23 protein-coding genes are annotated in these 24,171 nt (G+C 47.2%); 3 read left to right on the top strand and 20 right to left on the bottom strand.

Features of this window, described 5'->3' with window-relative positions; genetic code table 11:
- The first annotated feature begins 102 nt into the window (after nt 1-102).
- From mvk to fni, 3 genes are read left to right on the top strand one after another with little or no spacing between them, the layout of a single operon-like run.
- A complete protein-coding gene (gene mvk / locus ACWP87_RS01180; protein WP_005685900.1) occupies nt 103-1,038 on the top strand; it encodes a mevalonate kinase in 936 nt (311 codons plus the stop codon).
- A gap of 7 nt (nt 1,039-1,045) precedes the next feature.
- The gene (gene mvaD, locus ACWP87_RS01185; RefSeq protein WP_005685903.1) at nt 1,046-2,050 is read left to right on the top strand and encodes a diphosphomevalonate decarboxylase; all 1,005 of its coding nucleotides are present in this window, start codon (nt 1,046-1,048) and stop codon (nt 2,048-2,050) included.
- Entirely contained in the window at nt 2,016-3,050 is a 1,035-nt protein-coding gene (gene fni / locus ACWP87_RS01190; RefSeq protein WP_005685905.1) for a type 2 isopentenyl-diphosphate Delta-isomerase, read from the top strand. Before mvaD ends, fni begins: the two co-directional genes overlap by 35 nt.
- 106 nt (nt 3,051-3,156) lie before the next feature.
- On the opposite strand, the gene ACWP87_RS01195 is transcribed toward fni, so the two are convergent.
- From ACWP87_RS01195 to ACWP87_RS01290, 20 genes are all read right to left on the bottom strand, one after another.
- Nucleotides 3,157-4,488, bottom strand: a complete 1,332-nt coding sequence (locus ACWP87_RS01195) for an RsmF rRNA methyltransferase first C-terminal domain-containing protein (protein WP_014569664.1) — start codon at nt 4,486-4,488, stop codon at nt 3,157-3,159.
- The gene (locus ACWP87_RS01200) at nt 4,475-5,431 is read right to left on the bottom strand and encodes an ABC transporter permease (protein WP_005685909.1); all 957 of its coding nucleotides are present in this window, start codon (nt 5,429-5,431) and stop codon (nt 4,475-4,477) included. The genes ACWP87_RS01195 and ACWP87_RS01200 overlap by 14 nt, the downstream gene beginning before the upstream one ends.
- Nucleotides 5,432-5,632: 201 nt before the next feature.
- Nucleotides 5,633-6,376, bottom strand: coding sequence for a hypothetical protein (locus ACWP87_RS01205; protein WP_005685911.1), 744 nt, complete (start codon nt 6,374-6,376; stop codon nt 5,633-5,635).
- A 115-nt stretch (nt 6,377-6,491) separates the two neighbouring features.
- Nucleotides 6,492-6,842: a metal-sulfur cluster assembly factor gene (locus tag ACWP87_RS01210; protein ID WP_005685914.1), complete on the bottom strand. Its 351-nt coding sequence runs from the start codon at nt 6,840-6,842 to the stop codon at nt 6,492-6,494.
- 33 nt (nt 6,843-6,875) lie between these two features.
- Entirely contained in the window at nt 6,876-7,064 is a 189-nt protein-coding gene (locus ACWP87_RS01215; RefSeq protein ID WP_005685917.1) for a 2-hydroxymuconate tautomerase, read from the bottom strand.
- Between the two features lie 457 nt (nt 7,065-7,521).
- Nucleotides 7,522-9,027, bottom strand: a complete 1,506-nt coding sequence (locus ACWP87_RS01220) for an ABC transporter ATP-binding protein (RefSeq protein WP_005685919.1) — start codon at nt 9,025-9,027, stop codon at nt 7,522-7,524.
- On the bottom strand, nt 8,993-10,723 hold the full coding sequence (locus tag ACWP87_RS01225; RefSeq protein WP_005685921.1) for an ATP-binding cassette domain-containing protein: 1,731 nt from the start codon (nt 10,721-10,723) through the stop codon (nt 8,993-8,995). Before ACWP87_RS01225 ends, ACWP87_RS01220 begins: the two co-directional genes overlap by 35 nt.
- A 374-nt stretch (nt 10,724-11,097) precedes the next feature.
- Nucleotides 11,098-11,892: a Nif3-like dinuclear metal center hexameric protein gene (locus ACWP87_RS01230; protein WP_005685922.1), complete on the bottom strand. Its 795-nt coding sequence runs from the start codon at nt 11,890-11,892 to the stop codon at nt 11,098-11,100.
- Nucleotides 11,879-12,589 carry a tRNA (adenine(22)-N(1))-methyltransferase gene (locus ACWP87_RS01235; RefSeq protein ID WP_005685924.1) on the bottom strand — a complete coding sequence of 237 codons (711 nt, stop codon included), beginning with the start codon at nt 12,587-12,589 and terminating at the stop codon, nt 11,879-11,881. Before ACWP87_RS01235 ends, ACWP87_RS01230 begins: the two co-directional genes overlap by 14 nt.
- Nucleotides 12,590-12,777: 188 nt before the next feature.
- The gene (rpoD, locus tag ACWP87_RS01240) at nt 12,778-14,028 is read right to left on the bottom strand and encodes an RNA polymerase sigma factor RpoD (RefSeq protein WP_005685926.1); all 1,251 of its coding nucleotides are present in this window, start codon (nt 14,026-14,028) and stop codon (nt 12,778-12,780) included.
- A 13-nt stretch (nt 14,029-14,041) separates the two neighbouring features.
- Nucleotides 14,042-15,811 carry a DNA primase gene (dnaG, locus tag ACWP87_RS01245; protein WP_005685928.1) on the bottom strand — a complete coding sequence of 590 codons (1,770 nt, stop codon included), beginning with the start codon at nt 15,809-15,811 and terminating at the stop codon, nt 14,042-14,044.
- Nucleotides 15,812-15,996: 185 nt separating this feature from the next.
- Nucleotides 15,997-18,066 (bottom strand): glycine--tRNA ligase subunit beta, encoded by a 2,070-nt coding sequence (glyS, locus tag ACWP87_RS01250; protein WP_014569666.1) that lies wholly within the window; start codon nt 18,064-18,066, stop codon nt 15,997-15,999.
- Between the two features lies 1 nt (nt 18,067).
- Complete coding sequence (gene glyQ / locus ACWP87_RS01255) at nt 18,068-18,964, bottom strand: glycine--tRNA ligase subunit alpha (protein WP_005685932.1); 897 nt, start codon at nt 18,962-18,964, stop codon at nt 18,068-18,070.
- Between the two features lie 405 nt (nt 18,965-19,369).
- Nucleotides 19,370-20,539 carry a site-specific integrase gene (locus tag ACWP87_RS01260; RefSeq protein ID WP_014569667.1) on the bottom strand — a complete coding sequence of 390 codons (1,170 nt, stop codon included), beginning with the start codon at nt 20,537-20,539 and terminating at the stop codon, nt 19,370-19,372.
- A gap of 42 nt (nt 20,540-20,581) precedes the next feature.
- Entirely contained in the window at nt 20,582-20,902 is a 321-nt protein-coding gene (locus ACWP87_RS01265) for a helix-turn-helix domain-containing protein (protein WP_015764956.1), read from the bottom strand.
- A gap of 841 nt (nt 20,903-21,743) precedes the next feature.
- A complete protein-coding gene (locus ACWP87_RS01270; RefSeq protein WP_014569668.1) occupies nt 21,744-22,130 on the bottom strand; it encodes a hypothetical protein in 387 nt (128 codons plus the stop codon).
- Nucleotides 22,131-22,320: 190 nt separating this feature from the next.
- Nucleotides 22,321-23,475: a GH25 family lysozyme gene (locus tag ACWP87_RS01275; RefSeq protein ID WP_014569669.1), complete on the bottom strand. Its 1,155-nt coding sequence runs from the start codon at nt 23,473-23,475 to the stop codon at nt 22,321-22,323.
- Nucleotides 23,476-23,477: 2 nt separating this feature from the next.
- Nucleotides 23,478-23,810, bottom strand: a complete 333-nt coding sequence (locus ACWP87_RS01280) for a phage holin (RefSeq protein WP_014569670.1) — start codon at nt 23,808-23,810, stop codon at nt 23,478-23,480.
- Nucleotides 23,811-23,822: 12 nt separating this feature from the next.
- Nucleotides 23,823-24,056 carry a hypothetical protein gene (locus ACWP87_RS01285; protein WP_003579629.1) on the bottom strand — a complete coding sequence of 78 codons (234 nt, stop codon included), beginning with the start codon at nt 24,054-24,056 and terminating at the stop codon, nt 23,823-23,825.
- Nucleotides 24,057-24,080: 24 nt separating this feature from the next.
- Entirely contained in the window at nt 24,081-24,170 is a 90-nt protein-coding gene (locus ACWP87_RS01290) for an XkdX family protein (RefSeq protein ID WP_435630693.1), read from the bottom strand.
- Between the last annotated feature and the right edge of the window lies 1 nt (nt 24,171).

Raw genomic sequence — 24,171 nt, forward strand, 5'->3', positions numbered from 1 at the left:
AATACGTGTGTCTGATGACTTATGCTTTAGTCTAGCATAACTAAGTAGTGTCCGATCAGGGTTTGCGCTATTATAAGTAAAGAATATTAACGAGGTGTTTATATGAAAATCGGGACGGGGAAAAGTTACGCAAAAATTATTCTCATTGGCGAGCACGCCGTTGTTTATGGGGAACCGGCCATCGCTTTGCCAGTCAAAAGTATTCGGTTATCTGCTAAAGTCGAGCCAATACCTGATGGCCGGCAGGAAGTCACGTCCGCCTTTTTTACCGGCGATTTGAATGCGGGTCAGTTAACCAATTTTGCCGGCATTGCCATGCTCATTCGCCGGCTGCTCGTGTTCTTCAATGCTGCTGATCAAGGCTTCCATCTGACCATTACCAGTGCTTTGCCATCGGAACGCGGCATGGGATCATCCGCAGCGACTGCAGTAGCCGTTGTGCGCGCCTTTTACGATGCGTTTCAAACGTCGCTCAGCCATTCGGTTTTGCTAAACTGGGCCGGGATCTCGGAAAAAGCTTTGCACGGCAACCCCAGCGGCTTGGATGCGGCTACGGCTAGCGCTGAAAAGCCGCAGTGGTTTGTCCGCGGCAAGTCGTTACGATCCATCATGATGCCGCGCAATGGCGTTTTACTGATTGCCGACACTGGGATCGCCGGTCAGACGAAGATTGCGGTTGATCAAGTGGCTCAGAAATTAAAAAAGGACCCGAAAACGTATCAGCCACTGATTACCGATATTGGCGATGCGGTGCGTCAGGCGGCTTTGGCACTGGCACAAGATGACATTATCACTCTAGGACAACTTTTAAATCGGGATCAAGCGGACTTGGCGGCCCTTGGCGTCAGCAGTCCTGAACTCGATCGACTGATTAATGTTGCCCTTGATAACGGCGCATATGGGGCGAAACTGACCGGTTCCGGCATGGGCGGCTGCATGATTGCCCTTGCCGCCGCGGACCAGGCACCGGCAATTATCCAGGCACTAAAGGTAGCCAATGCCGTTAAAGTCTGGGAATACCACTTTGAAACGAAATGAGGCTGCTATGACAACTTATGCACGCGCGCACACTAACATTGCATTGATCAAATATTGGGGCAAAGCAAATAAGCAATTGATGCTGCCGGCAACCAGCAGTATTTCGCTTACTCTAAATGACTTTTACACGGACACGGCGGTAACTTTTGACCCTGAACTCAATCAGGATCAATTGACGTTGAATCACCAAATGCAGTCGCCTACTGCTGTCAGCCGCTTTTTGGATCATGTTCGGCACCTGGCCCAAATTGATACACGCGCTCGGGTCACCTCATTGAATCATGTACCGACTGCTGCCGGTTTGGCCAGTTCGGCTTCTGCGTTTGCGGCGCTGGCATTGGCTGCAAGTCGCGCGGCTGGCCTAAATTTAACCCCTACCGCCTTGTCACGGTTGGCACGTCGCGGTTCAGGATCAGCCACTCGTTCAATCTTTGGCGGAGCGGTGATTTGGCACCGTGGCAGCGATGATCAATCCTCGTTTGCCGAACCCCTAACCATTCAGCCAACGCTGCCGCTGCGGATGTTGGTCGTCACGGTTTCTGATCAGAAAAAGGCAGTCAGCTCCCGCACAGGCATGGCCAACACGGTTGCGACCAGCCCTTATTACCAGGCATGGGTGCAATCGAATGAAGCGTTAATTTCACCTATGATCACGGCACTGGCCGAAAATGATCTGACGACGATTGGTGCACTCACCGAATTATCGAGTATGCGCATGCACGCCGCCATTATGGCTGAGGAGCCGCCGTTCACCTACTTTTTGCCGGAAACTTTACGCGCCTGGCAATTGGTGCAAGAACAGCGGGCACTCGGCATTCCGGCGTTTGCCACGATGGATGCCGGACCCAACGTCAAGATCCTCACAACCGCACCGTACGTGGATGTTCTCATGACCGCCTTGCAGCCTGTTTTTGGCGACCGGATTTTGAGCACCCGCCTCGGCCCGGACGCGCAAGTGATTACAAAGGAGCAATTTAATGACACAGAGTCAGCAATCACATCGCAAGGATGAGCACGTCTTTTTAGCGGAAAAATATTTTCAGGCGACTGCGCATGCCGGCTTCGATCAAGTTCGGCTACTACACCGGGCACTTCCGGAATCCTCATTAGCAGATGTTGACTTGACGCCTCCCATTCCTTTTGGCTGGCGTTGGCCGATTTACATTAATGCGATGACAGGAGGTTCCCCGCAAACCGGCAAGCTCAATGCTCAGCTAGGGCAATTAGCTCAGGCGCTTGATCTGGCAATTGCTAGCGGCTCTCAATCCGTGGCCTTACATGATCCTCAATTGGCCCCTACTTTTAAAACGCTGCGTGATCATAATCCGGATGGTTTTATTCTTGCCAATATCGGTGCCGGACACGATCAGCACGCAGCTGAAAAGGCAATTAGTATGTTAGACGCGGATGCACTTGAAATTCACGTCAATGCGGCACAAGAAGTGATCATGCCAGAAGGTGATCGCGACTTTTTGTGGCAGGAAAATATCCGTACCATTGCAGCAACTGCTTCGGTTCCGGTTGTGGTTAAGGAAGTAGGTAACGGCTTCATCCGCGAAGATCTGCAAACCTTGCAGCAACTAGGCATTCATTATGTCGATATCGGCGGGCGCGGCGGCACGAACTTTGCGGTCATCGAAAATGCTCGCCGCCCCCACCACGACTTTTCCTACCTGCAGGATTGGGGGCAAACAACCGTTGAGTCACTGCTTGAAGCCCGCGGACTACCGTTAACAATCCTGGCAACCGGTGGCATTCGATCGCCGCTGGATGTCATTAAGGCACAACGCTTGGGGGCGCATGCGGTGGGCATCAGTGGACTGGTGCTGCACCACTTGATTCAAACTGACTATGCGGCTACATTAGCCTACTTTCAGGAATTCCTGCAACAATTACGGCAACTGTATGCATTGCTAGGCGTGACCAACTGGCAAGCACTGCAAACGGCACCGGCTGTGCTCAGTCCTGAATTAGAATATTATCGCCATGTCCGTCACTTGCCAGCAATTTGATTTTAGGTCAATAACAAAAGGATGCTAGTAAACAGACAATACCTAGCCTGTCACTAACATCCTTTTTGATTACTTTTTAAGATGCTGATACTAAATTGCAAGCCAACTAAACTCGCAGCCCTTTTGGATAGAAATTCTTAACCGTTCCATTGACTAACTTGCCGATTGCAAACGGCTTATGTTCAAACGTGAGTAAGACGAATCGTTTCCCTGACAGCGAGGTCGTGAGCGTTTCGCCATGACGGTAGCGCGCATAACCATCGGCATCCACCTCAATCACGGTTTGAAAGTCAGATGGATCTAGCGCAGTTGCGATGCTGTGGCTAGGTTCAAACCGGTTTTTACGGAAACTTCCAAGTTCAAGCCCCGCGCGAACCACCTTCACGCGATCAAACGGTATCATGGTTTTCGGGAGTAACGACAGGAAGTCCCCGTGGCGGTAAAATTGTCCGGTCAACGGCTTACGCAAGCTGGTCGAGAAAAAAGTGGTCACTTCATCCCGCGCGGCTTTCACTAAAGGTTTTATCTTTAGCGGTTTTACTGGTTCGTTCGGCAATTCACCCGCAAGTCGCAGTTTGGCAACGAAATGGCCTTCACCGCGTACGAGATGTGGAAACAGCCGCACTGTTTTTGCCAATTCAGGATTGCCATCTGCCCATTCCGGTCGACCGGCAACCATTCCTGGAGACTTTTTAATGGGTTCGAGCGTCAAATCGTAGTGAGCAAGCAGCCAGGCAATGATTTGTTCGTCTTCTTCCGGACTGAACGTGCAGGTTGAATAAATCAAACTTCCGCCTGGCCGCAGCATTTTAATTGCAGCTTGCAGAATGACTTCTTGTCGTGCCGCACATTCTGCCGGATAGTCACGGTGCCAATACTGAATCGCATCTGGATCTTTGCGAAACATTCCTTCACCGGAGCAAGGCGCATCGACCAAAATCCGATCGAATGTCTGCGGCCAGGCTGCGGCTAATGTATCCGGATCATTATTGGTCACTAAAATATTCCGACTTCCCCAACGTTCGAGATTACCGGAAAGGACCTTCGACCGCGGCCCGTTTATTTCATTGCTGACCAGTAACCCGGTTTCACCAAGATAACTAGCCAATTGCGTGGATTTACCACCAGGAGCGGCACATAGATCCAACACCCGTTCCCCTTTTTGCGGTGCCGCGACTGTCCCGACAAATTGCGCACTGGGTTCTTGGCTATAAACCAGCCCGGAAACGTGATCAATCCCGTTTCCGGCAACTTTGCCATAATACCCCCACGGACTCCAAGGAATGGGATCCGTGGTCTTTTCGTCTAATGGCCAAGGTTTAGCCGGATCGCGCCGGAATCCCGCCAATGGTTCGTCATCAAAACTAGCCAAAAAAGCCGAGGCGTCCGCTCCTAATAACTGGGTATATTTTTCTTTAAATGCTTCAGGAAGTTGCACTTGTTCGATCCTTTCTCCGAATCAAATATCGCAGGAAAACAACAGTCGCAATCGTTAAAATAATTAAGAAACCCCAGATGCTGGCGCGGGTCGTATAGTAAAACCACCAATTGGCAAACAAACCGCCAAGCAGCAAACTGATGCCAACGTGGCTGGCACAGCTCGACAAGACGCCGCGCAAATACCGCGCACGCATGTTGATTTCTAGTCCTGATGTCTGCAAGGGTCCGATGAGCACCACCATTAGGACGCTCAGCAAACCGGCCCCCAACAATAAGAGCACACAGAATAAAGCTGTCTGTCCGTAAGCGCGCCACCAAGTTGCGGCATTGCTATCACTAAAATGAACCCGATGAACCTTATTGGCGCGCAGAATACTTTTAAGCACTTTACCATGCTGATTTGCACCGTCAACATAGACTTTTACCTGCTTGAGGCGTAATCCACCGTTTGCGGTATTGGGTGACGCATTAAGAAATACCGCCTTGTTCAGCGGACTACCCTTACGCGTGCCCACAGTTCCCACCACTGGAACATATTGATCATTCACGCTCAAATAACGCTGATTATTGCTGCCAGTGTAGAGTTTATCCGCTAAGTCGTGACCGACAACCGTAACCGGTAAACTTGATTCAAAATCGCCATTCGAAAACCATTGACCAGTTTCAACCGGCAAGCTCGCAACCGTTCCACGCTGATACACGTAGACCACTTGCTTACTCACAAACTGCACTTGATACCCCGAAAAGTCAGTCTTTGCCAGTTCCGCAACCGCAGTCGTCACCTGCCGCTGACTCTTCGTCACATATTCTTGGGCAGTCTCAGACATACCAAGATGATCCAGCTGACTGGCATATTCATTTTGATCATGCTGCGACCACACCAACCCAGCCAAAATTGCCAAGCCGATCCATAGTAAGTCGATTAAGAATAGTTTCTTCACAGTGGCCTCCTTAGGAAAAGTGAGCGCGAGCCGGCGCGGTTTGAAGTCGGAGTGTAAGTGGCCACAGACGTGATGGCCGGTCTTTGGCCATTGCGGCTGTGGTCCTTACACGCAGACTTCTGCGCCGGGGAGCGCGTTATGGTGAGCGCGAGCCGGCGCCTTATTGAAAGTGAGTCCACACACTAAAACCAACTCCGCTCATCACATCAACCGATACACCCGTTCATGAATTGCATCAAAATGACCCAGTGCGCGATTCAATGCAAAGATTCGGCGATCAGGTACCATCATCGCCTCCTGCCAAAATAACCGGCTATTGGTCGCACCATAGCGCTCGCCAATCACAAACAATTGCTTATCAGGAAAGTATCGTTGCATGATATGTAAAAACCGCACATCATTGGGGTCTTTATCTGGGCTCCATGCCATGACCACCGCATCAACTTGTGCCGCATATAAAAATAAAGCTGCATTGGCGGTAGCGGTTTTCACTGGCACTAATGGTTGGCGGCCGGTGACATTTTCCGCAACCCATGTATGAGCATCGGTGGTAATAGTCGGATTTCCTTGATCACGTAATCCTGCACTGACATAGCCATTGCCCGCTGCGACTTCCAGATAACGTTGACGGCCATACAACTGTTGCCATGTCGCGAAAAAATCTTTATGCACAAACGACCACATACCATCATGAAACGCAATGTACCGCCTAAAATTGTGAAGCAGATGATCCAACGCCATCAAATCGGCCAATTTGGCTCCCGGCAGTAACAATGCCTGTTCAATTTGAGGGGTGGTTAACCCCAGCCACGGCAAGGCATGTTGCGGTAATTGCTGGTTGGCAAGCGCAAGCCGCCACGCTGTCATGGCTGCGATTTGTTTTTTTAACGGTGAAATTGCCTGATATTTTTCAGCCAGTTGTAAGAGTCGTGTCCAGTAAGCCATCCTAACCTCATATTCTAAATACTGGCAGCTACTTAGCTAACCCTTTTTTCGCGCAAAAGAACAGGCAAAAGCCGCCATGAACGGCGGCTTTTGCAACAGGGGCAACAACCTCGTACTAATGAATGCCCAGTGCCATCTTAGCATACCGACTAAGACGTTCCGGGCCCCACGCTGGGTACCAGACAAGGTGAATCTCAACGCTTTGGATCCCGTCAATCGCCGTTAACGCCTGTTTGATATCGGCATCAAGCATATCGGTTAACGGGCAACCCATGGTGGTAAGGGTCATTTCAACCGTACATTTACCATTTTCATCCAAGTCAACCCCATAGATGAGGCCAAGGTTAATCAGATCGATCCCCAACTCCGGATCAATCACGGTTTCCAATGCATCCAGGATCTGCTGTTTCATTTTATCAAAATAGGCCTGGTCTTGGGTGGCGGCTTGATCATGCGTATCTGCCATCAGCAGTCCCTTCCTTTCTGAACGTCTTAATGGTTACTTTTTGTCCGCTTCAAGCACGCCAGCAACTGAATAATGGTTCTTGGCCATTTCATTCAGGACAATATGGACATGCTCAGCCGGCGCTCCGGTGTCCTTAACAATGGCGGCGGTAACATCTTTGACCAGTGCTTTAAGCTGCTCCGGCGACCGGCCTTCAATCAAATCAATATGGACTAGTGGCATCATGCTCCACTCCTTCAACTGAGAATAAGGTACGTGTTAATCTGCTTTATTTTAGCATGTGAAACACGTTTACGCACGTATGATCAAAAAGTAAGCGCGAGCCGGCGCGGTTAGGAATCGGAGTATAAGTGGCCTTGGGCGTGATGGCCGGGCTTTGGCCATTGCGACCAAGGTCCTTATACGCAGATTCCTGCGCCGGGGAGCGCGTTATGGGCGTAAAGGCGAACTAGTGGCCTCAGGTGTGATGGCCCGGTTCTGGCCATTGCGCCTGAGGTCCTTACACGCAGACTTCTGCGCCGGGAAGCGCGTTATGGGCATAAAGGCGAGCGCAAACAAAATCAATTAGCAGTCAAGGTACATAGCTTCAAGCGTGATAGTCCGTATTTAGCCACTGCAAATAAGATCGCACAATCAATCCCCTTCTCTAAACTCAAGATTCTTCCCTTTCTTTAAAGTCTCACACAGTAAACAAATTAGTCGCCTGCTGCTTCACCCACTGTTGATCAGCAGTGAGAACGATGATGTATCCATGTGCCTTTAACCATGCTAGGATAGCCTGTCCGCGCGCCATGTCAACCACATCGAATGGGCGGTCAAGAATCAGCAGCTGGCTGCTAAGTGCGGCCCGTGCCAACGCAATTCGTTGCTTTTCGCCAGTCGAGATTGTTGAAGCATTGATTTGGGTGTCAGTGTGGAACCGCGCGGAAATACCAAGGATGTCCAGTAAGTCTTTTTCTACTGAACGCGATTTGGCAACTGGTGTTGTCCCAAATGCAAAACCGGGGAATAAATGGATGTTATTCGCCAAAGACTCATGGAAGACAGCTGGATTTTCAGGAAGATAACCTACCGCAAAGTCGGGCGATTTAAAATTGGCAGCCGCCAAATTCAGATATTTGGCAGGTTCATTTGCCAGTTCGCGAAGTAATCTGCTTTTGCCACTGCCATTTTGCCCTTCTATACATAGAATATCCCCACCACGTAAAACGACCGAGCTATTCTTAAATTGCTTTTTAAGCCGGTCACGAGTCTGGTTATACCCAGCATCATCCCGCCCTTTACGCTGGAAAAATTGCGCGATTTTAGCTTCAACAAAGCGGATGCGCTGAAGCAATTCAAGGGTTTGATTTGAGATCGTCACAAAGTCAAATCCTGGCGCGATATAAGTTAGGAATAAGGCAATGGTTCCCGGAGAAATCTCCTTAGTCTGATTCGCAATCAATAGCGTGAATGCAATCGCCAGCATGTTAATAAAAGCAATCATATTGGTCAAAAATGCCGCATATGTCGCCTGCTTCAGACCACTGACGAGTTGTTGCTTATTCTTGCGATCCAGCTCGGCTTCGGGGTGAAGTACCCCCAAGAAGCGCATATACCGGTTGTTGGAAATAAGATCAAACATGAAATTAAAATAGTTAAGCGATGCCTTTCTAGCACGCCCATACAGGACACCATTGTATTTTTGAGCAATTAAAATAACGGTTTGTACAACTATGAGTGGGATGATGACCGCAACCGTCAACGTTTGACTGTATGAAAACAGAATGACCAAAGAACCCACCAAGAAGGCAAATTTCACGCACAAGTCGGTGATGGTCAAGGCAACAAAGTCAATTGACGGCAAATCAACATTCACGACATTCAGAAGGTCGGCGGCATGCTTCGACCCAAAATCAGGCAGTTTTGCAAATAATTTATTGATAAAGGTTTTATCGGTATTAAACGTGATTCGCGCGTCAAGCATGCCATAGCGTTGACGCGACAGGTTGATCAGGATGACAACCCCAATGAACACCAGAATCGTCAGCCAGAACAGCGACCCGTGATGTTTTGCCAAAGCATCAAAGGCCCGCTTTTGAATCAGGCCAATGACCAGCGGCGCACATTCCTGTATCAACGAAAATAGGATCAAGGCGGCAATCAGCTTTTTATTGTCGAAAAATAGATCGCGAATTTTTAACATTTTGTTCTTCCTCGTAGGTTGATGCCCAATCTGCTAGTTTCGAGAAGTAGACGCATTCACCCTTTGTGATGCCATAGACATGATCGGCAAAATGTAGCCGGTTGGTTTTATGCGAAATCAGGATCATTTTAACCTTGAAAGTGTCCACGTAATGCCGCAGCAAACGGGAAACCTCGGCAAATCGAGCCGTATCAAGTGAGCTCAGGGTTTCGTCAAGGATAATCAAGTCCTTTTCTAGCAAAAGCGCTCTTAATATCAGTAGCAGCTGGCGATCCCCATCCGCTAACTTGTCAATGTTCTCACCGGCTTCACCCACCTGAGCTGATAAGGTTGTGCGCAGATAATCTAGCCTAGCTTTCGACACACCAAGTTGTTTGAGCCGTTGCCAGACATTTTGCGTGGCATTATTTGCCGAAAAACCTTGTAAGTTCTTCTCAATTGAAACGTGGAAAAGCGATTGGTCAACAGAGACGTAAGCAACGTTCGCTCCCATTTCAGAAGCTGATATTTTTGAAATTGGCGTCTTTGAATAGTCAATTTGCCCCTCGTACTGGTGCTGCAGGCCAACGATCGCTTTTGCAAGGGTACTTTTCCCCGAACCGGACACACCGGACACCCCAATGATTTGTCCCGGTGCAATGGCCATATCGACTTTCTTTAGTACCAGGTGATCAAAATTTCTTAAGTTTGAAATATGGAGCTGAATAGTAGGTTTAGTAGGATAGGGACTGTTTCCTGATTGCATCACAAATTTGCGCTCCAATTCAGCAAGGTTGGCAAATGCACCTTTGAGATATTGCACATTATTCGCGTGAAACTGCATGCTTTCCAAAGGTGCTTGAATTCTGGTAGCGTAATCGATCATCATATACACCGTCCCCAACCCGATCACGCCGCGTAGGAAACTGTACCCGCCCAGTGCTAACGAGGTAACTTCCAAAAAGGCAATCAGCACAAGTGCGGCGATCCACGAACGATAAATAAAGCTCTGAGCATGTAATTCCAAAGGCAGCAGCTTATCGTACTGTTTATTAAACCAAGCAATGACGCGATTCGAAGCCTGCATCGGGGCCACGTCATTGTTATTAACAAAAACATCTTGCAGAAAATCAGCCGTCTTTGCTTCCCTTCTTCGCAACTTAGGGATCACATCGTTGCCACTGGTATTAACGTGCCTTAAAACGAGAATCGAGAGAAGCAGATAACCAGTAAAAGCTGCCCCGATCAAGACTGACTGAAAAAACAAGACGCAAATAATCGTGATCACCTGAATCACATCTGACCACACTGGAATTAAGGTTTGCTGGCAAAAAAGTCGGCACTGATCAATGTCCTTAGTCAGGCGGTCATTTAAGTCGCCGGTTTGAAAGGATTCAGAATCGCGAATTTCATCACCAAAGGAAATTAAGTTGAGGTATCCTTTTCGTACCCGGTGCGTCATTTTCAAAAAAACCACATACGAAAAAGCGCTGAAGACTGTGCGACCGGCTAACAATATCAACCCTAGTGCTAGATAAATATAAAAATTGTGAAGAACGTTTGCGCTGCCGGGAACTGTCACGCCGTTGATCATGCGCTGAACAAAGACTTCAGCGTATACTGCACTGGCACTCAACGCCAAAGATATTAATAAGACCAGTCCTAATGTCAGCTTACCGCGGCTTGAAGCAATTTCGGATTTAAGTATTTTAGGCATAAGCGCTTCCTTGTTATTAGTATGAAATCTTAACTATCGGCGAGCCGTTAAACCGGATGGTATCCTTCATTCTTAATGGCTTTTAATATTAACAACCATCCATTGCGTATGTAGGATAGCAGTCGCCTGGTGATCTCATTTTATTATCATCAGGCTATCATTATATTGTGAAACGGTCAACTAATGATCTGATAAGCAATGTATTTTTTTTGAATTCATCACCGGATCACGGCTTTGCAGGCTTGATTTTCACGACAACAAAATAGAGCCGTCCAACCACCTCAACTCATCAACGCCGCTTCTGCTTAAAGTGCGCGGAATTAATGGGTCAGTCGATAATTAGACGACTCTCTTGACTACAAAAATGTTAGCCGTTACATAAACGTAAACGGATCGGTCGACAACTTCGATGGAATTGCCTTGACGTCCCAACCCTCAGCAACCGCCCATTCGTTGATCAACCCGGCAACTTTTTCTTTCATGATCGCTTCGATGTGATGCCCAGGGTCGATCACAGGTAAATCCGCTGCCAGCATATCGTGAGCCGTGTGATAGTAAACATCGCCGGTAATGAAGACATCGGCACCAGCCTCTTTGGCATCGTTGAAGGCATCGCCGCCATCGCCGCCAAGAATTGCAACTTTTCGAACCGGCCGCTCCAAGTCACGAGCAACGACGCGTAAGCCTTTGACGTGATACGCTGCTTTGACTTGTTCAACGAAAACCTCGAGGCGAACTGATTCAGGCAATAAGCCGATTCGGCCCATATTCGCACCTTCACCTTCGTTAATAAACGGCACGACTTGAGTCAAACCCAGCGCATCGGCCAGCCAATCATTCATGCCTTCCTGAACCCGATCCAAATTGGTATGGGCGCTATAAACTAACAGGTCATCTTTTAAAATCTGCGCGTACATCGCATTTTGCGGAACCCGTAAGTCCAGATTGTGAACCGAATGAAACATTGCTGGGTGATGGGAAAAGATCATGTCAGCATGAACCGTTTCAGCCTCGGCCACCACCTCGGGACGAACGTCTAAGGTCACCAACACGGTTTTAACGGGACGATCAGGGTTGCCTAATTGTAAGCCACTGGGATCGCGCTCCATAGCAAGGCTTAAAGGCGCATAGTCTTCAAAACGATTGATAATATCTTTACCGGTTGTCATGTGCACTTAATTCCTCCTTAATTAATGCCAGCAGGTGCTCCTGTTCACGAATCTTGGCCAATGGTACCATCTTCGCATCGGCTAATCCTTCAAGTACCGCTTCGGTTTTTTCGGCTTCACGGTGCATCTTTTTCATGAAAGTCGGATTTTTTTGACGGCGCAGAATCGGACCAAAGCGCAGGTCTGCTTCTGAGTAAGGTACATCGGGTCTGGTTTTGCCTGCTGCCATCATTTCGTAAATATGGCCTTCATCTTCTATAATTTGTTCACCGATAATGCCATAACCGTGTTTATCTAGCCATAGTCGAACATCGTACTGGTGACGATTAGGTGCCAGTACCAGCGTCTCGGTGCCATCCAACTGCGGCTGACCGGCCTCGAGGATGTTCGTAATGAGCTGGCCACCCATTCCGGCAATCACAATAGTTGAAATGGCATCAGCAGGGTGAATGCCGGCTAACCCATCTGCTTGGCGGACGCTGATTTGGTCTGTCAAACCAGCGTCCGCGACATTTTGCTTGGCAATTGCAACGGGTCCGGCGCCAATGTCACTGGCAACGGCGAATTTAATGATGCCGCGTTGCACAAGGTCAATCGGTAAGAAAGCATGATCCGTGCCAATGTCGGCTAAGCGCTCGTTTGGTTCGATAAACGCGCGAATCGCCTGTAGCCGTTTTGATAAATGTATATGATCCATGAATTTACTGTCCCCTCATCTGATTAACAGCTTTTATTATAACAAACTGATGTCACGATGCTGGTATTGTCGCTAAAAAGGTTCAGATTCTTGTTGTGTGCCGGTTGTGTTTCAAAATAGCATCTGACCGGCCGCGCCAAGTCGCAAAAAGCCGCCATCTCAAATGAGACAGCGGCTTTGTCAGTTGCTTATTCAAGAAAATCCTTAAGCTGCTTGGAACGGCTTGGGTGGCGGAGTTTCCGCAATGCCTTGGCTTCAATCTGACGAATGCGTTCACGGGTCACGCCAAAGACTTTGCCGACTTCTTCCAGCGTGCGCGTCCGGCCATCGTCAAGTCCAAAGCGCAGCCGCAAAACATTTTCTTCGCGGTCAGTCAAAGTGTCAAGCACGCTCTCCAACTGTTCCTTGAGCAATTCGTAGGAAGCGTGATCTTCCGGACTGGTAGCGTCTTGGTCTTCAATGAAGTCGCCGAGGTGTGAATCGTCCTCTTCACCGATTGGCGTTTCCAAGGACACTGGCTCTTGGGCGATCTTCAAAATTTCGCGGACTTTTTCGGTTGGCATATCCATCTCGGCACCGATTTCCTCAGGAGTTGGTTCGCGGCCAAGATCCTGAAGCAGTTGACGTTGAATCCGAATCAGTTTATTAATGGTTTCAACCATATGAACAGGAATTCGAATCGTCCGGGCTTGGTCAGCAATCGCGCGGGTGATCGCCTGCCGAATCCACCAGGTGGCGTAGGTGGAGAACTTGAACCCTTTGCGGTAATCAAACTTCTCGACCGCCTTCATCAAGCCCATGTTACCTTCCTGAATCAAATCCAGAAACTGCATGCCACGACCAACATAGCGCTTAGCAATGGAGACCACCAGTCGTAAGTTAGCTTCGGCCAGTCGTTGCTTGGCTTCTTGATCGCCTTGTTCGATCTTCAAAGCAAGGGCAACTTCTTCGTCAGCGGTCAGCAATGAAACCCGGCCGATTTCCTTAAGATACATCCGCACTGGGTCATTAATCTTAACCCCAGATGGCGCGGACATATCGCTCATTTCCTTCTTGGAAACCTTCTTTTGCTTCTTGAGGCTGATCGTTGCCGGTTCGCCATTTTCGTCAACAATCGCGATCCCATTGTCTTCGATTTTCTGCATTAAATCATCAATGGCGGTACTCTTTAGCTCAAACGGCTTGATCAATTTAGAGGTTAAATCGTCTTCGGTGATCTGCTTTTTCTTCTTATAATCTTTGATGACAGCTTTGACGGCATCATCATAAGCCTTAGTCGTTGTGTGACTCTTGCTAGCGGTAGTCTTCTTGGCCGTTGTTTTCTTGGTTGCGGTCTTTTTGGTCGCAGCCTTTGCTTCGGTTGCTGCTTTGGTTGAAGCTGCAGCCGTTGTCTTCTTTGTGGTCTTGCTTACTTCAGTTGCTGTTTTTTTATCAGCCATTAAAGTTCCTCCCCTAGCCTTGTTGTTGCTTCAAAAGTTTCATGAGATTCACATATTGCACCGTTAATTCGCCTTGTTTCTGTTTGTCACCCAATCGCTGTGCCTCGGTAATGGCTTGTTTAATCGCCTGCAGCCGCGAAACGGTTGACGCCGATGTGATCGTCTGGATTAACTCATCAATCGTGGCCTCGCTTGCTTCCGGCAGTGACTGCATCGCGACATCAGCCGCCACCCCGCTGAGCTCAGGATTAACCCGATCCAAAAATCCTGCAAGCTCACCATCCGGCTGTTCATGCAAAAAGCGCAACCAACCAGTGAAAAGTGTTTGAAAATACGGCGTTGGAAATACAAAAGTCGCATTTTTCAAGCGTTGCATCACGAGGTCATCGTGCCAGACATAGTACAATAACTGGCGCTGAGCCGCGGTGTAGCGATCCAGCGGGCGGACGGGTTGATCGGCAACCGGTGGCTGAGCTGCGGCCGGTCGCCTGGTTTGCGGACTCGGCAGGCTTTGATTGAGCGCGGCAATGGGCACCTCGGTCGTCTCTGCCAGCTGTTTGACGTAAACCGCCCGAGCAACCGGATCACTGATTTTGCCAATGATGCGTAAGGCCGCATTCAGATAAGTCAACTTGGCCTGATCGTTGTGCATGTCCACACCACGGGCCAGAAATTGTAACATAAAAGCAGTTGGTGTCAAAACCGACTTGACTTGTGCTTGAAAGGCTTCTGCTCCCCGTGCACGAATGTACTCATCCGGATCCATGCCATCCGGTAAAACGACCACATCCGTTTGCAGGCGAGGATGATCAGCCAGCATGGTGACAGCCCGTTCAATCGCTTTTTGACCCGGTTCATCACCATCGTAACAAACTGTTAACCGTTTGCTCAAATGACTGATGATATCGACTTGTTCCGTGGTCAAACTGGTTCCCATTGAAGCGATCCCGGTTTTAACACCAGCTTGATACGCCGCAATCACATCCATATACCCTTCAAAAAGGATCGGGCCACCATCACGCCCAAACTCGGCTTTGGCGCGATGAAGGTTAAATAAAATATCCCGCTTGTTGAAAAGCTTGGTTTCCGGACTGTTTAAATACTTAGCCTGGGACTTATCTAACTGTAAAATCCGCCCGGAAAAGCCGACCACCTTGCCATTAGCATCCGTTAACGGAAACATCACCCGATCATTGAAACGATCAAACAACTTACCGGCCTGATCTTCAACAAATAGGCCACTGGCGCGCTGATCCTGATATTCAACATGGCGATTATTAAGAAATGCCACCAATAGATTTCGTTCTTCAGGTGCATAACCCAGTTGGAATTCTTCAATCGTTTCGTCGGTTAACCCGCGTTTATGCAGGTAGGCCAGTGCAGCCTCACCTTTTTCCGTATTTACTAGGATATGATGATAAAGATCAGCAGTATCCTGAAGAATGTGCTGCTGCTTGGCAACTTCAGGATCAACCGGTGCTGCCTGACCCACTTGGACGTCAAGCGGAATACCGGCAAAATCGGCTACCTTTTTAACTGCCTCAGGAAAGGTCGCGTTGTCATAATCCATGACAAACTTGAAAACATTACCGCCACGTCCGCACGAAAAACAATGAAAAATCTGTTTGGATTCATTAACGGAAAAAGACGGTGTGTGCTCTTCGTGAAAAGGACAGAGGCCAAACAGATTCTGTCCAGTCTTTCGCAACTGCACGTATTGCCCAATGTAATCGGCAATATTGACCGCTTTTAAGACTTGATCAATAGTGGCCTCAGGAATCATTCCGGCGATATCAGCTCACTCCCTTCCCATGGCGAATGGCATTGCAATCATTGCGCCACCACGACTTGAACCGATTGAAATAGCGGTAAAAAGTCGCACTTCTGACGTGAAATGCGACTTTTATATAGTCTATCGGCATAATAATGCAAGATATAGTATAGCCTGATGAATCAAGAAAAGCAAGTCTATTTGACAATCACTTGGCTAACGTCACCAAATTGGCGGATTAACTTAGCAAGCTGCTGCAAGGTAGCAAGGCGATTTTCGCGAACAGTCTTATCATCTGCCATCACCATCGTCGCATCAAAGTAGGCATCAATCGGCTTAGCCAAGGCTTTTAATGCTTGATAATCCGCTTCAGTCGGTTCAGCAGCAAATGTTTTGGCAGTTGTTGTCACTGCGTCATGTAGTTGACCTTCAGTCGGGTTTTCAAACTTAGTCGGATCAACCGCTGTCGTTACCGTTTGCTTACCGGTAATCCGTAAGACCCGCCCCAAGGCTTCCATTACCGGCTTGAAATCAGAATCGGCTGCATGCTGGGTCAGTAGCTTAGCAGCAGCCAAAATACCGGCAATATCGGCATCGCTGCGAACAGTGACGGCATCAACGATATCATGCCGAATCTTTTGACCTTGCAACAACTGCTTGGCCCGATCAATCATGAAATCGTTAAGTTCTTGTTGGTGCGCGGCAAAATCAAGTCCGTTCGTTTGATCAGCTTCAGCCAAGGCTTTAGCAATGGTCGGCTGTAGGCTAGCCAGCGCAAACGGCCAGTCATGTTCGGCAATCATGCGCACAATACCGTATGCCTGACGCCGCAACGCATATGGATCGTTGGAACCACTCGGGATTAAGTCAACGGCAAAGAAACTCATCAGCGAATCCAGCTTATCGGCAATTGCCAGCACCGTTCCGACTAGACTTTGCGGTAAGGCACCGTCTGCCGCGATTGGTTCATAATGTTCCGCAATTGCTTGAGCAACAGCAGGTTTTTCGCCGGCAAGCCGGGCATAATGTTCGCCCATAATCCCTTGTAATTCAGGAAATTCGCCGACCATCGACGTGACAAGATCGAATTTGTAGATCGAAGCAGCGCGATCCAGATCAGCTTTTTCGTCCGCGGTCAAGCCGAATTGATCAGCAAGTAACGCGGCAATGACTTTGGTGCGCGCCATTTTGTCGTACATTGAGCTGATTTTGTCATGGAAACTAACCGCTTTAAGGCGCTCAACGTCTTCAGCAATGCTGCGTTTCTGGTCTTCGGCATAGAAGAACGCTGCGTCTTCCAAGCGCGCCGTTAGCACTTTTTCGTTGCCCGCAATCACATTGTTCAAATGATCGTGGTTGCCGTTACGCACGCCAATAAACGCATTGACCATTTTGCCTGCCTGATCACGAGCATAGAAGTAACGCTGGTTATCTTTCATTGACGTAATCAGCACTGCTTCCGGAATTGCCAGATATTTCGGATCAAACGTACCGGCAAAAGCTGTCGGCCATTCTACTAAATTGTTAACTTCTTCCAATAAGTCACTATCGAGTTCGATCTGCCATTGATGATCGGTGGCAATTTGCTCGATTTGTTCCCGAATCAACTGTTTGCGTGCAGCCGGTTCTACAATCACAAACTGGTCTTTCAACGCCGCAACATAAGCATCGGCATTAGGCAGCGTCACTGGCTTACCGAGGAATCGGTGCCCTTGGGTGACCCGCCCTGCTTCAACATCCAATAACTTCATCGGCACAACGGTATCATCTAGCAGACTCACTAACCAATGAATCGGACGAATGTACTCAAAATCATATGCTCCCCATTTCATTCGCGTCGGGAACGTTAGGCTTTTAATGACATCAAGCATGCCAGGCAAAATTTCGGCAGCATCCTTACCTTTAATCGCCTTATGCAGATAAACATAATCAACGCCTTTAATCGTCTTAAACACGATGTCATCCGGTGTCATCCCTTGACCACGGGAAAATCCGATGGCAGCTTTGGTCCAATTACCATCCGCATCTTGAGCGATTTTCTTGGCCGGACCTTTAACATCGGTTTCAACGTCTGCCTGTTTAGCGGCTAAATCGTGCACCAGCAGCGCAAGCCGACGCGGGGTTGCGTACCGGTCAATTTGGCCATGCTCAAGGTGATTGGCTTTCAAAAAGGCAACGGTTTTGTCGTGAAATTGGTTAATACTTGGCGTGACAACATGGGCCGGCATGTCTTCAAGGCCAATTTCAATCAGATAGTCATGCGTCATGTTATTGCACCTCCGTTTTGTGCTGCAGCAATGGGAAACCAAGCTTCTTACGTTCCGCAACGAAAGCGCGCGCAACTTTATGCGCCATTTTGCGGATGCGACTCATATAACCGGCACGTTCGGTCACCGAAACCGCCCCACGCGCATCCAGCAGGTTAAACGTATGGCTGCATTTAAGAATGTAATCATAAGCCGGGTGAACCAACCCCAGATCCATCAAGCGCCACGCTTCTTTTTCATAAGCGTCAAAAAACTTCAGCAGCATAGCTTGATCGCTGACTTCAAACGCGTATTTACTGTGTTCGTATTCAGGTTCTTTGAAAATATCGCCATATAAAACGCCATCGCCCCATTCAAGATCAAAGACACTGTTCACGTCTTGGATATAGGAAGCTAACCGTTCAACGCCATAGGTAATTTCGCTGGTCACCGGCGAAACTTCAAGACCGCCAACCACTTGAAAATACGTGAATTGACTGACTTCCATGCCGTCAAGCCAAACTTCCCAGCCAACCCCAGCACAGCCCATGGATGGATTTTCCCAGTTATCTTCAACAAAGCGGATATCGTGTTCCAACGGGTTAATGCCAAGTGCCGCCAGTGAATCCAAATAGTAATCCTGAATGTTTTCTGGCGATGGCTTCATGACAACCTGGAACTGATGGTGCTGGAAAAGTCGGTTCGGATTCTCGCCATAACGACCGTCAGCTGGGCGGCGTGACGGCTCAACGTAAGCAGCATTCCAAGGCTCCGGTCCGATTGCCCGCAAAAAAGTATACGGACTCATAGTACCGGCTCCTTTTTCAACATCATAAGCTTGCATCAACATACAACCCTTATCGCCCCAGAATTTTTGAAGCGTCTGGATCATCGTTTGGATGTCCATTTTTGTCGTCATGATTACCTCTTTCCCGGTGAATCAAAGTCTGGCGTGGGTAGATGAATGTCCATATACATGAAAACGTCCCTACGCCAAGATATGGCGTAGGGACGCTTCTGCGCGGTTCCACCCTACTTCAGATAGACCGAATCTACCTGCAGCTTTGTCATTTGGTTCGAAAACGCCAATCACATTCACCACCATCAGGCTTACACTATCCCTGACTCGCTTGGGTTTGGTACAAATGCGACCCTTTTTCTCATCACCGATTCAATTTCAAACCAATTTTACCATGAGCATTCGAGCTGTCAATAGATTTTCTGAAAACACCTAATTGCAAGCACTTTTGCCATGTTTTCCCTCATGTTATCTCTCATGTTTTCCCTGTCGTCTGTACCCCTTGTGCCAGTGGAGCTACAGCAGTTATTTTTTACCGGTTTTTAAATACTCTGCCAGCTTCTCTGCGGCCTCCACTTCTTGTTCCTGATGGACACGGGCATAGATTTGCAAGGTGATTCTGGGGTCGGTATGTCCGACCATCTTTTGGACCGTACTGACAGCGACACCGGCAATCAAAAGATTAGAGATATAGCTTTTACGAAACTTATGCAACGATATAACCGGTGCCAAGTTGTTGTTACGAATAATGGTACTAAGCCACATGCGCGGTTTATCAACACGAAAACGGTTGCCTGTCTTAGTAGTGAACAGAAGTTGGTGATGAGTTGAAAGCCTGACATAGCCATATACATAGTCAGGTTGTTCAATTCGCCATCGCTTTAGCCAATTAATAGTTTCTGAATCAACTGGGACATCGCGCCTACTTGCTCTGGTTTTTGGCGGATTAACAATCAGCTTTCCATGCACACCGAGTGAAACAGTTTTGTTGACACTAATTAGTCGCTTTTTGAAATCAATGTCTTCCCATTCAAGCGCCATAGCCTCGCCAATTCTTAAACCGGCATAAGCTAGGATACGAAACAGCACGTACTTGTAAAGTTCCCTATCAGGGTTAATACAATTGAAAAATACTTCCAATTGACGTCTATCCCAGAAGTCGTTTGTGGAGCCAATTTTGTCTTGAACACGTGGCAAGATGATGCGTCTTGCAGGATTGTGTGTGATATAGTCCCTCAGTTCAGCATAGGTAAGTATTCGGTTGATATGAACAAAGTACCGTTTAAATGCCACTGGAGACTGTTTAAACCATTTATTCACCGCAGTTTGGACATCTTGTGGGGTGATCTTATCAATGTACATGTCACCTAGATCAGGCAAAATATGGAGATTGAAACAGTCACGAGTCTTGGACCATGAACTTTCCCTGACTGTGAGCTTGTATGATTTTAGCCATTCTTCATAGACATCCTTAAACTTTCTTGCAACTTTAACAGGGTTAGGTGCAACCGTGAGTTCACCATTCTGAACAGCTTTCTCCAAATTACGCCCTGCTTTAATAGCGTCTTGTCGTGTGAGCTTACCTCCTTTTACAACATACTTCTTACGTCCAGTCTTTGGATCAATTCCAACATAAACGGATACCTTCCACCGTCTTTTTCCACTATCAAGTTTGTAACTCCTGATTGAAGCCATAATTTTGTCCCTTCATCGCCAGCAGGCTATGTAGAGGGCTAACTATTTACGCTGATCAACAAGAGTTTTAGCAATAACTTTAATAAGTTCTACCTCAGTAGGCCTAAGAAGCGTTCCTTCCCATTGAAATCTAGTATTTGCATCCGACAACTCAGCTAGAAGAGTTGCCTGAGCAGGTTGTTCATTAAGGGGTTTAATACGCTTGAATGCTAGAGAAATTTTGGACTCGGCTGCCTTAGTGATACTACGTGTGCCGTGCTCATATGAATTGATTGATCCAACTGATAACCCCACCTCTTTTGCTAATTCTCCCTGTGTAAGTCCTCTATCAATTCTTCCTTGGTGAACTTCTTTTGCTGTCATTACCACAGTACTCACCTCTTCTCAGCCTAAATGAATATTTTAAACATTTTGTAGTTGACAATATTCAAATCATGGGCTATGCTTCTCTTGTAGTTAAATAATAACACTTTGTATGTGGCTATTCTACATAGTAAGGGAAGTGAGAATAATCGTTTATTTTGTGTCTTGGCTAATTATGCATCAAATCACACTTGCAGCTTTATGCTTTGCAACTTTAGCAGGAATCTTTATTGGTGCTCTGATTCAATTTCTTGAAGACAACAAAAAAGCTACCCCGCACGCCAATGCGAAGTAGCCTATAGCTAACTTAATAGCCGAAACAATCAACCCACGTCAATGGGTCGATATACTTATCCCCTAGAAAGGACAAAATAAGTGTATCATGATTGTTATGTTCGTGCCACAGCATACCTGCGCACGGTTGAAATAAAGTCAGGTGGTCAGCTAGAGCCGATGCTATAAAGTCCAGCCGGTAAGAAATCCCAGTCAGGTTCCCTATCGTCAAATTCTTGGTGTCTACGGCCTTCCGGACTTTAAATGGTAAATGGTAGGGGTGGAACGTCTTGACAGCTTTAACTAGCTGTGAGGTCATCCAGCCATGTGTATTAGCGGTGTTTTCAGGAGTTAGACCGCACAGTTAATAGCTAAATAAATCTCAAACTCATGCACATGGTACTCTGGGCAGGACTAGAGTGGTAACTGGATGCTGGTTATTAGCAACGTGATTATCATGGGCTAATAACTAGGCTGTGTATGCAATTGGTGGTGAAGAGCCACTCACAGTCACTTTTTGTGGCAAGGGGGAACTATCAGCAATTCAAATATTCAAAGGCTTGAAATATTAAAAACAGCCACCAAGAGTTACGATAATCTGTGTATATTTAAAGCCTTCATTTTGTCTTGAACATTCAAGAACAACGTAGTAGTCATCATCATTCTCTGCCATTACCACAATGCCCTGAGATTTCTCAGAAATCCATAGTGGTTCTTTACCAAAAAATTTACTTACATAGTCATTTGTAGGAGCAATATCAAAGCCATTATCTTTCAACCATTTATGCCAATCCAATATTGCCGGTAGATCAAACATTCTTGCAGCCTCTAGTATACTTATTTGTTCTTCTGATTCTTTCTCCAAGTTGATGACATATTTCTTGGTAGCATCTAGTGCATAGCCATGAGGAGAAACAAGTTGACCCATACCCCGGTTTAATTTCAGCTTTTCCATAAAAAACCTCCTAATTATTTTCAGTATCAGATTGATCTCTCTAGATGATTTTGTCAACTTTAAAGTTATGAAAAAACAACTATTGTTGCCCAACAAAAAAAGCCCCCTACCATGACTAGTATAGGGCTAAAAGGTGATAAATGTTGGTACAAGGTTAAAGTACCATATGTGTAGTGTTTGTCAATAGTTGTTACCTGATGTACAGGCTTTCGCCCGGATAGATCAGGCTGTAGATTGACTTGCCATTGTTAGCGGCCAATGTGTACATGTTGACGCCATACTTGCTGGCAATGCTCCAGAAGCTGTCACCAGAGCGGACTGTGTAATAAGTGTGACTCGGTGCACTATAGTTGCTAGAACGTGAACCATAGCTTTCTCCACCCATAACACCTAGGCATATATAATGATACCTGCCAGAGTAGCTAAGATACCGTGCCCATACATACCCATTGTGGATGTACACATGGTCATACATGAGGCTTTCACCGGGTGCATAGGTACCAATTGAGGCATAGCTTGTGTCATCACCAGTGCGAATGTTAAGTGTCACAGAAGGCCTAAATATGCCATTCTGGGCGTAATCTGTATCACTAGATGTAACTTGTGAAGGTGTAGAAGGCACTGTGGTCGCTTGTGCTGGCTGTTTAGAGTAACCATTATCGGTTATACCCAGCAAGTCAACATTGCCATCTAGGCCACCTACAGCGTGCATGCTGGTAAATTGCCAGATAGCTACACCGGGGAGGCTTGGAAAGTAACTGTATAGTGGCAATACTCGGATTTGGTAGTCAGGATAACCAGCAACCCAAATGGAATTAGGAAACTGGCTAAGTACTCGATTGTAGTCAACGTGGGCTACTATGTAAGGCTTGTAACTGTAGAGCATCGGGGTATAACCTGCTTGGGCAATCCGTTGCATCCCATAAATAATGGCATCAGTGTTAGCCTCAACAGACTCACTCGCCCCATCCTCGTAATCAAGTGCCACAATTGATCCCTTTGGTGTCTGAATACGTGGCAGGAAATAATCAAGTGCTTGGCGACCAATATCAGAACTACCACCAACACCATACCATAGGTAACTATGGACTCTAAGCCCGTCATCATTAGCCGCTTTGATTTGGCTACTATAAGTTGACTGGTTATAAATTGTACCGCCTTGGGTTCCACCAATTTGTGAAATAGCAAAACGGTCACACTCAACTGTCTTGCCCTTGTTGCCTTGATACACTGACCAGTCAACACCAATATCATTCTTGGCCGCTTTAACATGGGTCGGTAAGGCAAATGAAAAGGCAGCCATAATGGCTACCCCTGTGAGTACTAGTTTAGTTTTAAATTGCAATCTTAAGCCCCCTTAGGATAGGTTGCTTCAATGGTGTTCTTTAGGTCGCTATAGGCCTTCTCAACTGCATTTTCAATGGTCTGCTGATCAACCTTGGTAAATCCCATGGCTTTCAATTGAGTTTCAACAGAAGCTACTGCTTGCGATTTCTTAACGGCCCCTGTTATTGCCTGAGTAACACCTAACTGTTCGGCTGCGGTAACAGCTGCTTGTGCTAATGGTTCCAACACTTGCACCAATGTCAAAGCCTGTTTATTCGCTAATAGGACCTTTGCCACCCATGCACCCAAAATAGGTATCACTGCAATAGCAATTTGGACAATTAAATCTTTCATTTTTACCCCTCCTCACAAGAACTTTTCGATGATATACACAAATAGGGTGACTCCAATCGTCCCACCAAGTACGCCCCAGATTGACCACACCATTTTCTTTAGACTGCTAATGTCTCTGGCATTATCTTGGCTGGCATTGTATGCCTTATCGGCCTTGTCATCTGTACTTGGTAGGCCAGTTAATTGTTGCTTAATCTGGGCAATATCTTCCTTGATCTCCATTAGCATTTTTGTTTGTTCGTCCACAATTTCACCCCATAAAAATAGCCGCTAGCTTTTGCCACCGACATAGTCCTTGCCTGTAATTTGCTTGTATTGATCTGGTGTAATCATTACCGGTACATAAGGTGTTAGATCAATT

Source organism: Lacticaseibacillus sp. 22, assembly GCF_055413445.1.

Excerpts from the sequence above, each read along its gene's own strand:
- mvk (WP_005685900.1), top strand. The coding sequence starts at position 103 with ATGAAAATCGGGACGGGGAAAAGTTACGCAAAAATTATTCTCATTGGC.
- mvaD (WP_005685903.1), top strand. The coding sequence starts at position 1,046 with ATGACAACTTATGCACGCGCGCACACTAACATTGCATTGATCAAATAT.
- fni (WP_005685905.1), top strand. The coding sequence starts at position 2,016 with ATGACACAGAGTCAGCAATCACATCGCAAGGATGAGCACGTCTTTTTA.
- ACWP87_RS01205 (WP_005685911.1), bottom strand. The coding sequence starts at position 6,376 with ATGGCTTACTGGACACGACTCTTACAACTGGCTGAAAAATATCAGGCA.
- ACWP87_RS01210 (WP_005685914.1), bottom strand. The coding sequence starts at position 6,842 with ATGGCAGATACGCATGATCAAGCCGCCACCCAAGACCAGGCCTATTTT.
- ACWP87_RS01215 (WP_005685917.1), bottom strand. The coding sequence starts at position 7,064 with ATGCCACTAGTCCATATTGATTTGATTGAAGGCCGGTCGCCGGAGCAG.
- ACWP87_RS01220 (WP_005685919.1), bottom strand. The coding sequence starts at position 9,027 with ATGTTAAAAATTCGCGATCTATTTTTCGACAATAAAAAGCTGATTGCC.
- ACWP87_RS01225 (WP_005685921.1), bottom strand. The coding sequence starts at position 10,723 with ATGCCTAAAATACTTAAATCCGAAATTGCTTCAAGCCGCGGTAAGCTG.
- ACWP87_RS01230 (WP_005685922.1), bottom strand. The coding sequence starts at position 11,892 with ATGACAACCGGTAAAGATATTATCAATCGTTTTGAAGACTATGCGCCT.
- ACWP87_RS01235 (WP_005685924.1), bottom strand. The coding sequence starts at position 12,589 with ATGGATCATATACATTTATCAAAACGGCTACAGGCGATTCGCGCGTTT.
- rpoD (WP_005685926.1), bottom strand. The coding sequence starts at position 14,028 with ATGGCTGATAAAAAAACAGCAACTGAAGTAAGCAAGACCACAAAGAAG.
- dnaG (WP_005685928.1), bottom strand. The coding sequence starts at position 15,811 with ATGATTCCTGAGGCCACTATTGATCAAGTCTTAAAAGCGGTCAATATT.
- glyS (WP_014569666.1), bottom strand. The coding sequence starts at position 18,066 with ATGACGCATGACTATCTGATTGAAATTGGCCTTGAAGACATGCCGGCC.
- glyQ (WP_005685932.1), bottom strand. The coding sequence starts at position 18,964 with ATGACGACAAAAATGGACATCCAAACGATGATCCAGACGCTTCAAAAA.
- ACWP87_RS01260 (WP_014569667.1), bottom strand. The coding sequence starts at position 20,539 with ATGGCTTCAATCAGGAGTTACAAACTTGATAGTGGAAAAAGACGGTGG.
- ACWP87_RS01265 (WP_015764956.1), bottom strand. The coding sequence starts at position 20,902 with ATGACAGCAAAAGAAGTTCACCAAGGAAGAATTGATAGAGGACTTACA.
- ACWP87_RS01270 (WP_014569668.1), bottom strand. The coding sequence starts at position 22,130 with ATGGAAAAGCTGAAATTAAACCGGGGTATGGGTCAACTTGTTTCTCCT.
- ACWP87_RS01280 (WP_014569670.1), bottom strand. The coding sequence starts at position 23,810 with ATGAAAGATTTAATTGTCCAAATTGCTATTGCAGTGATACCTATTTTG.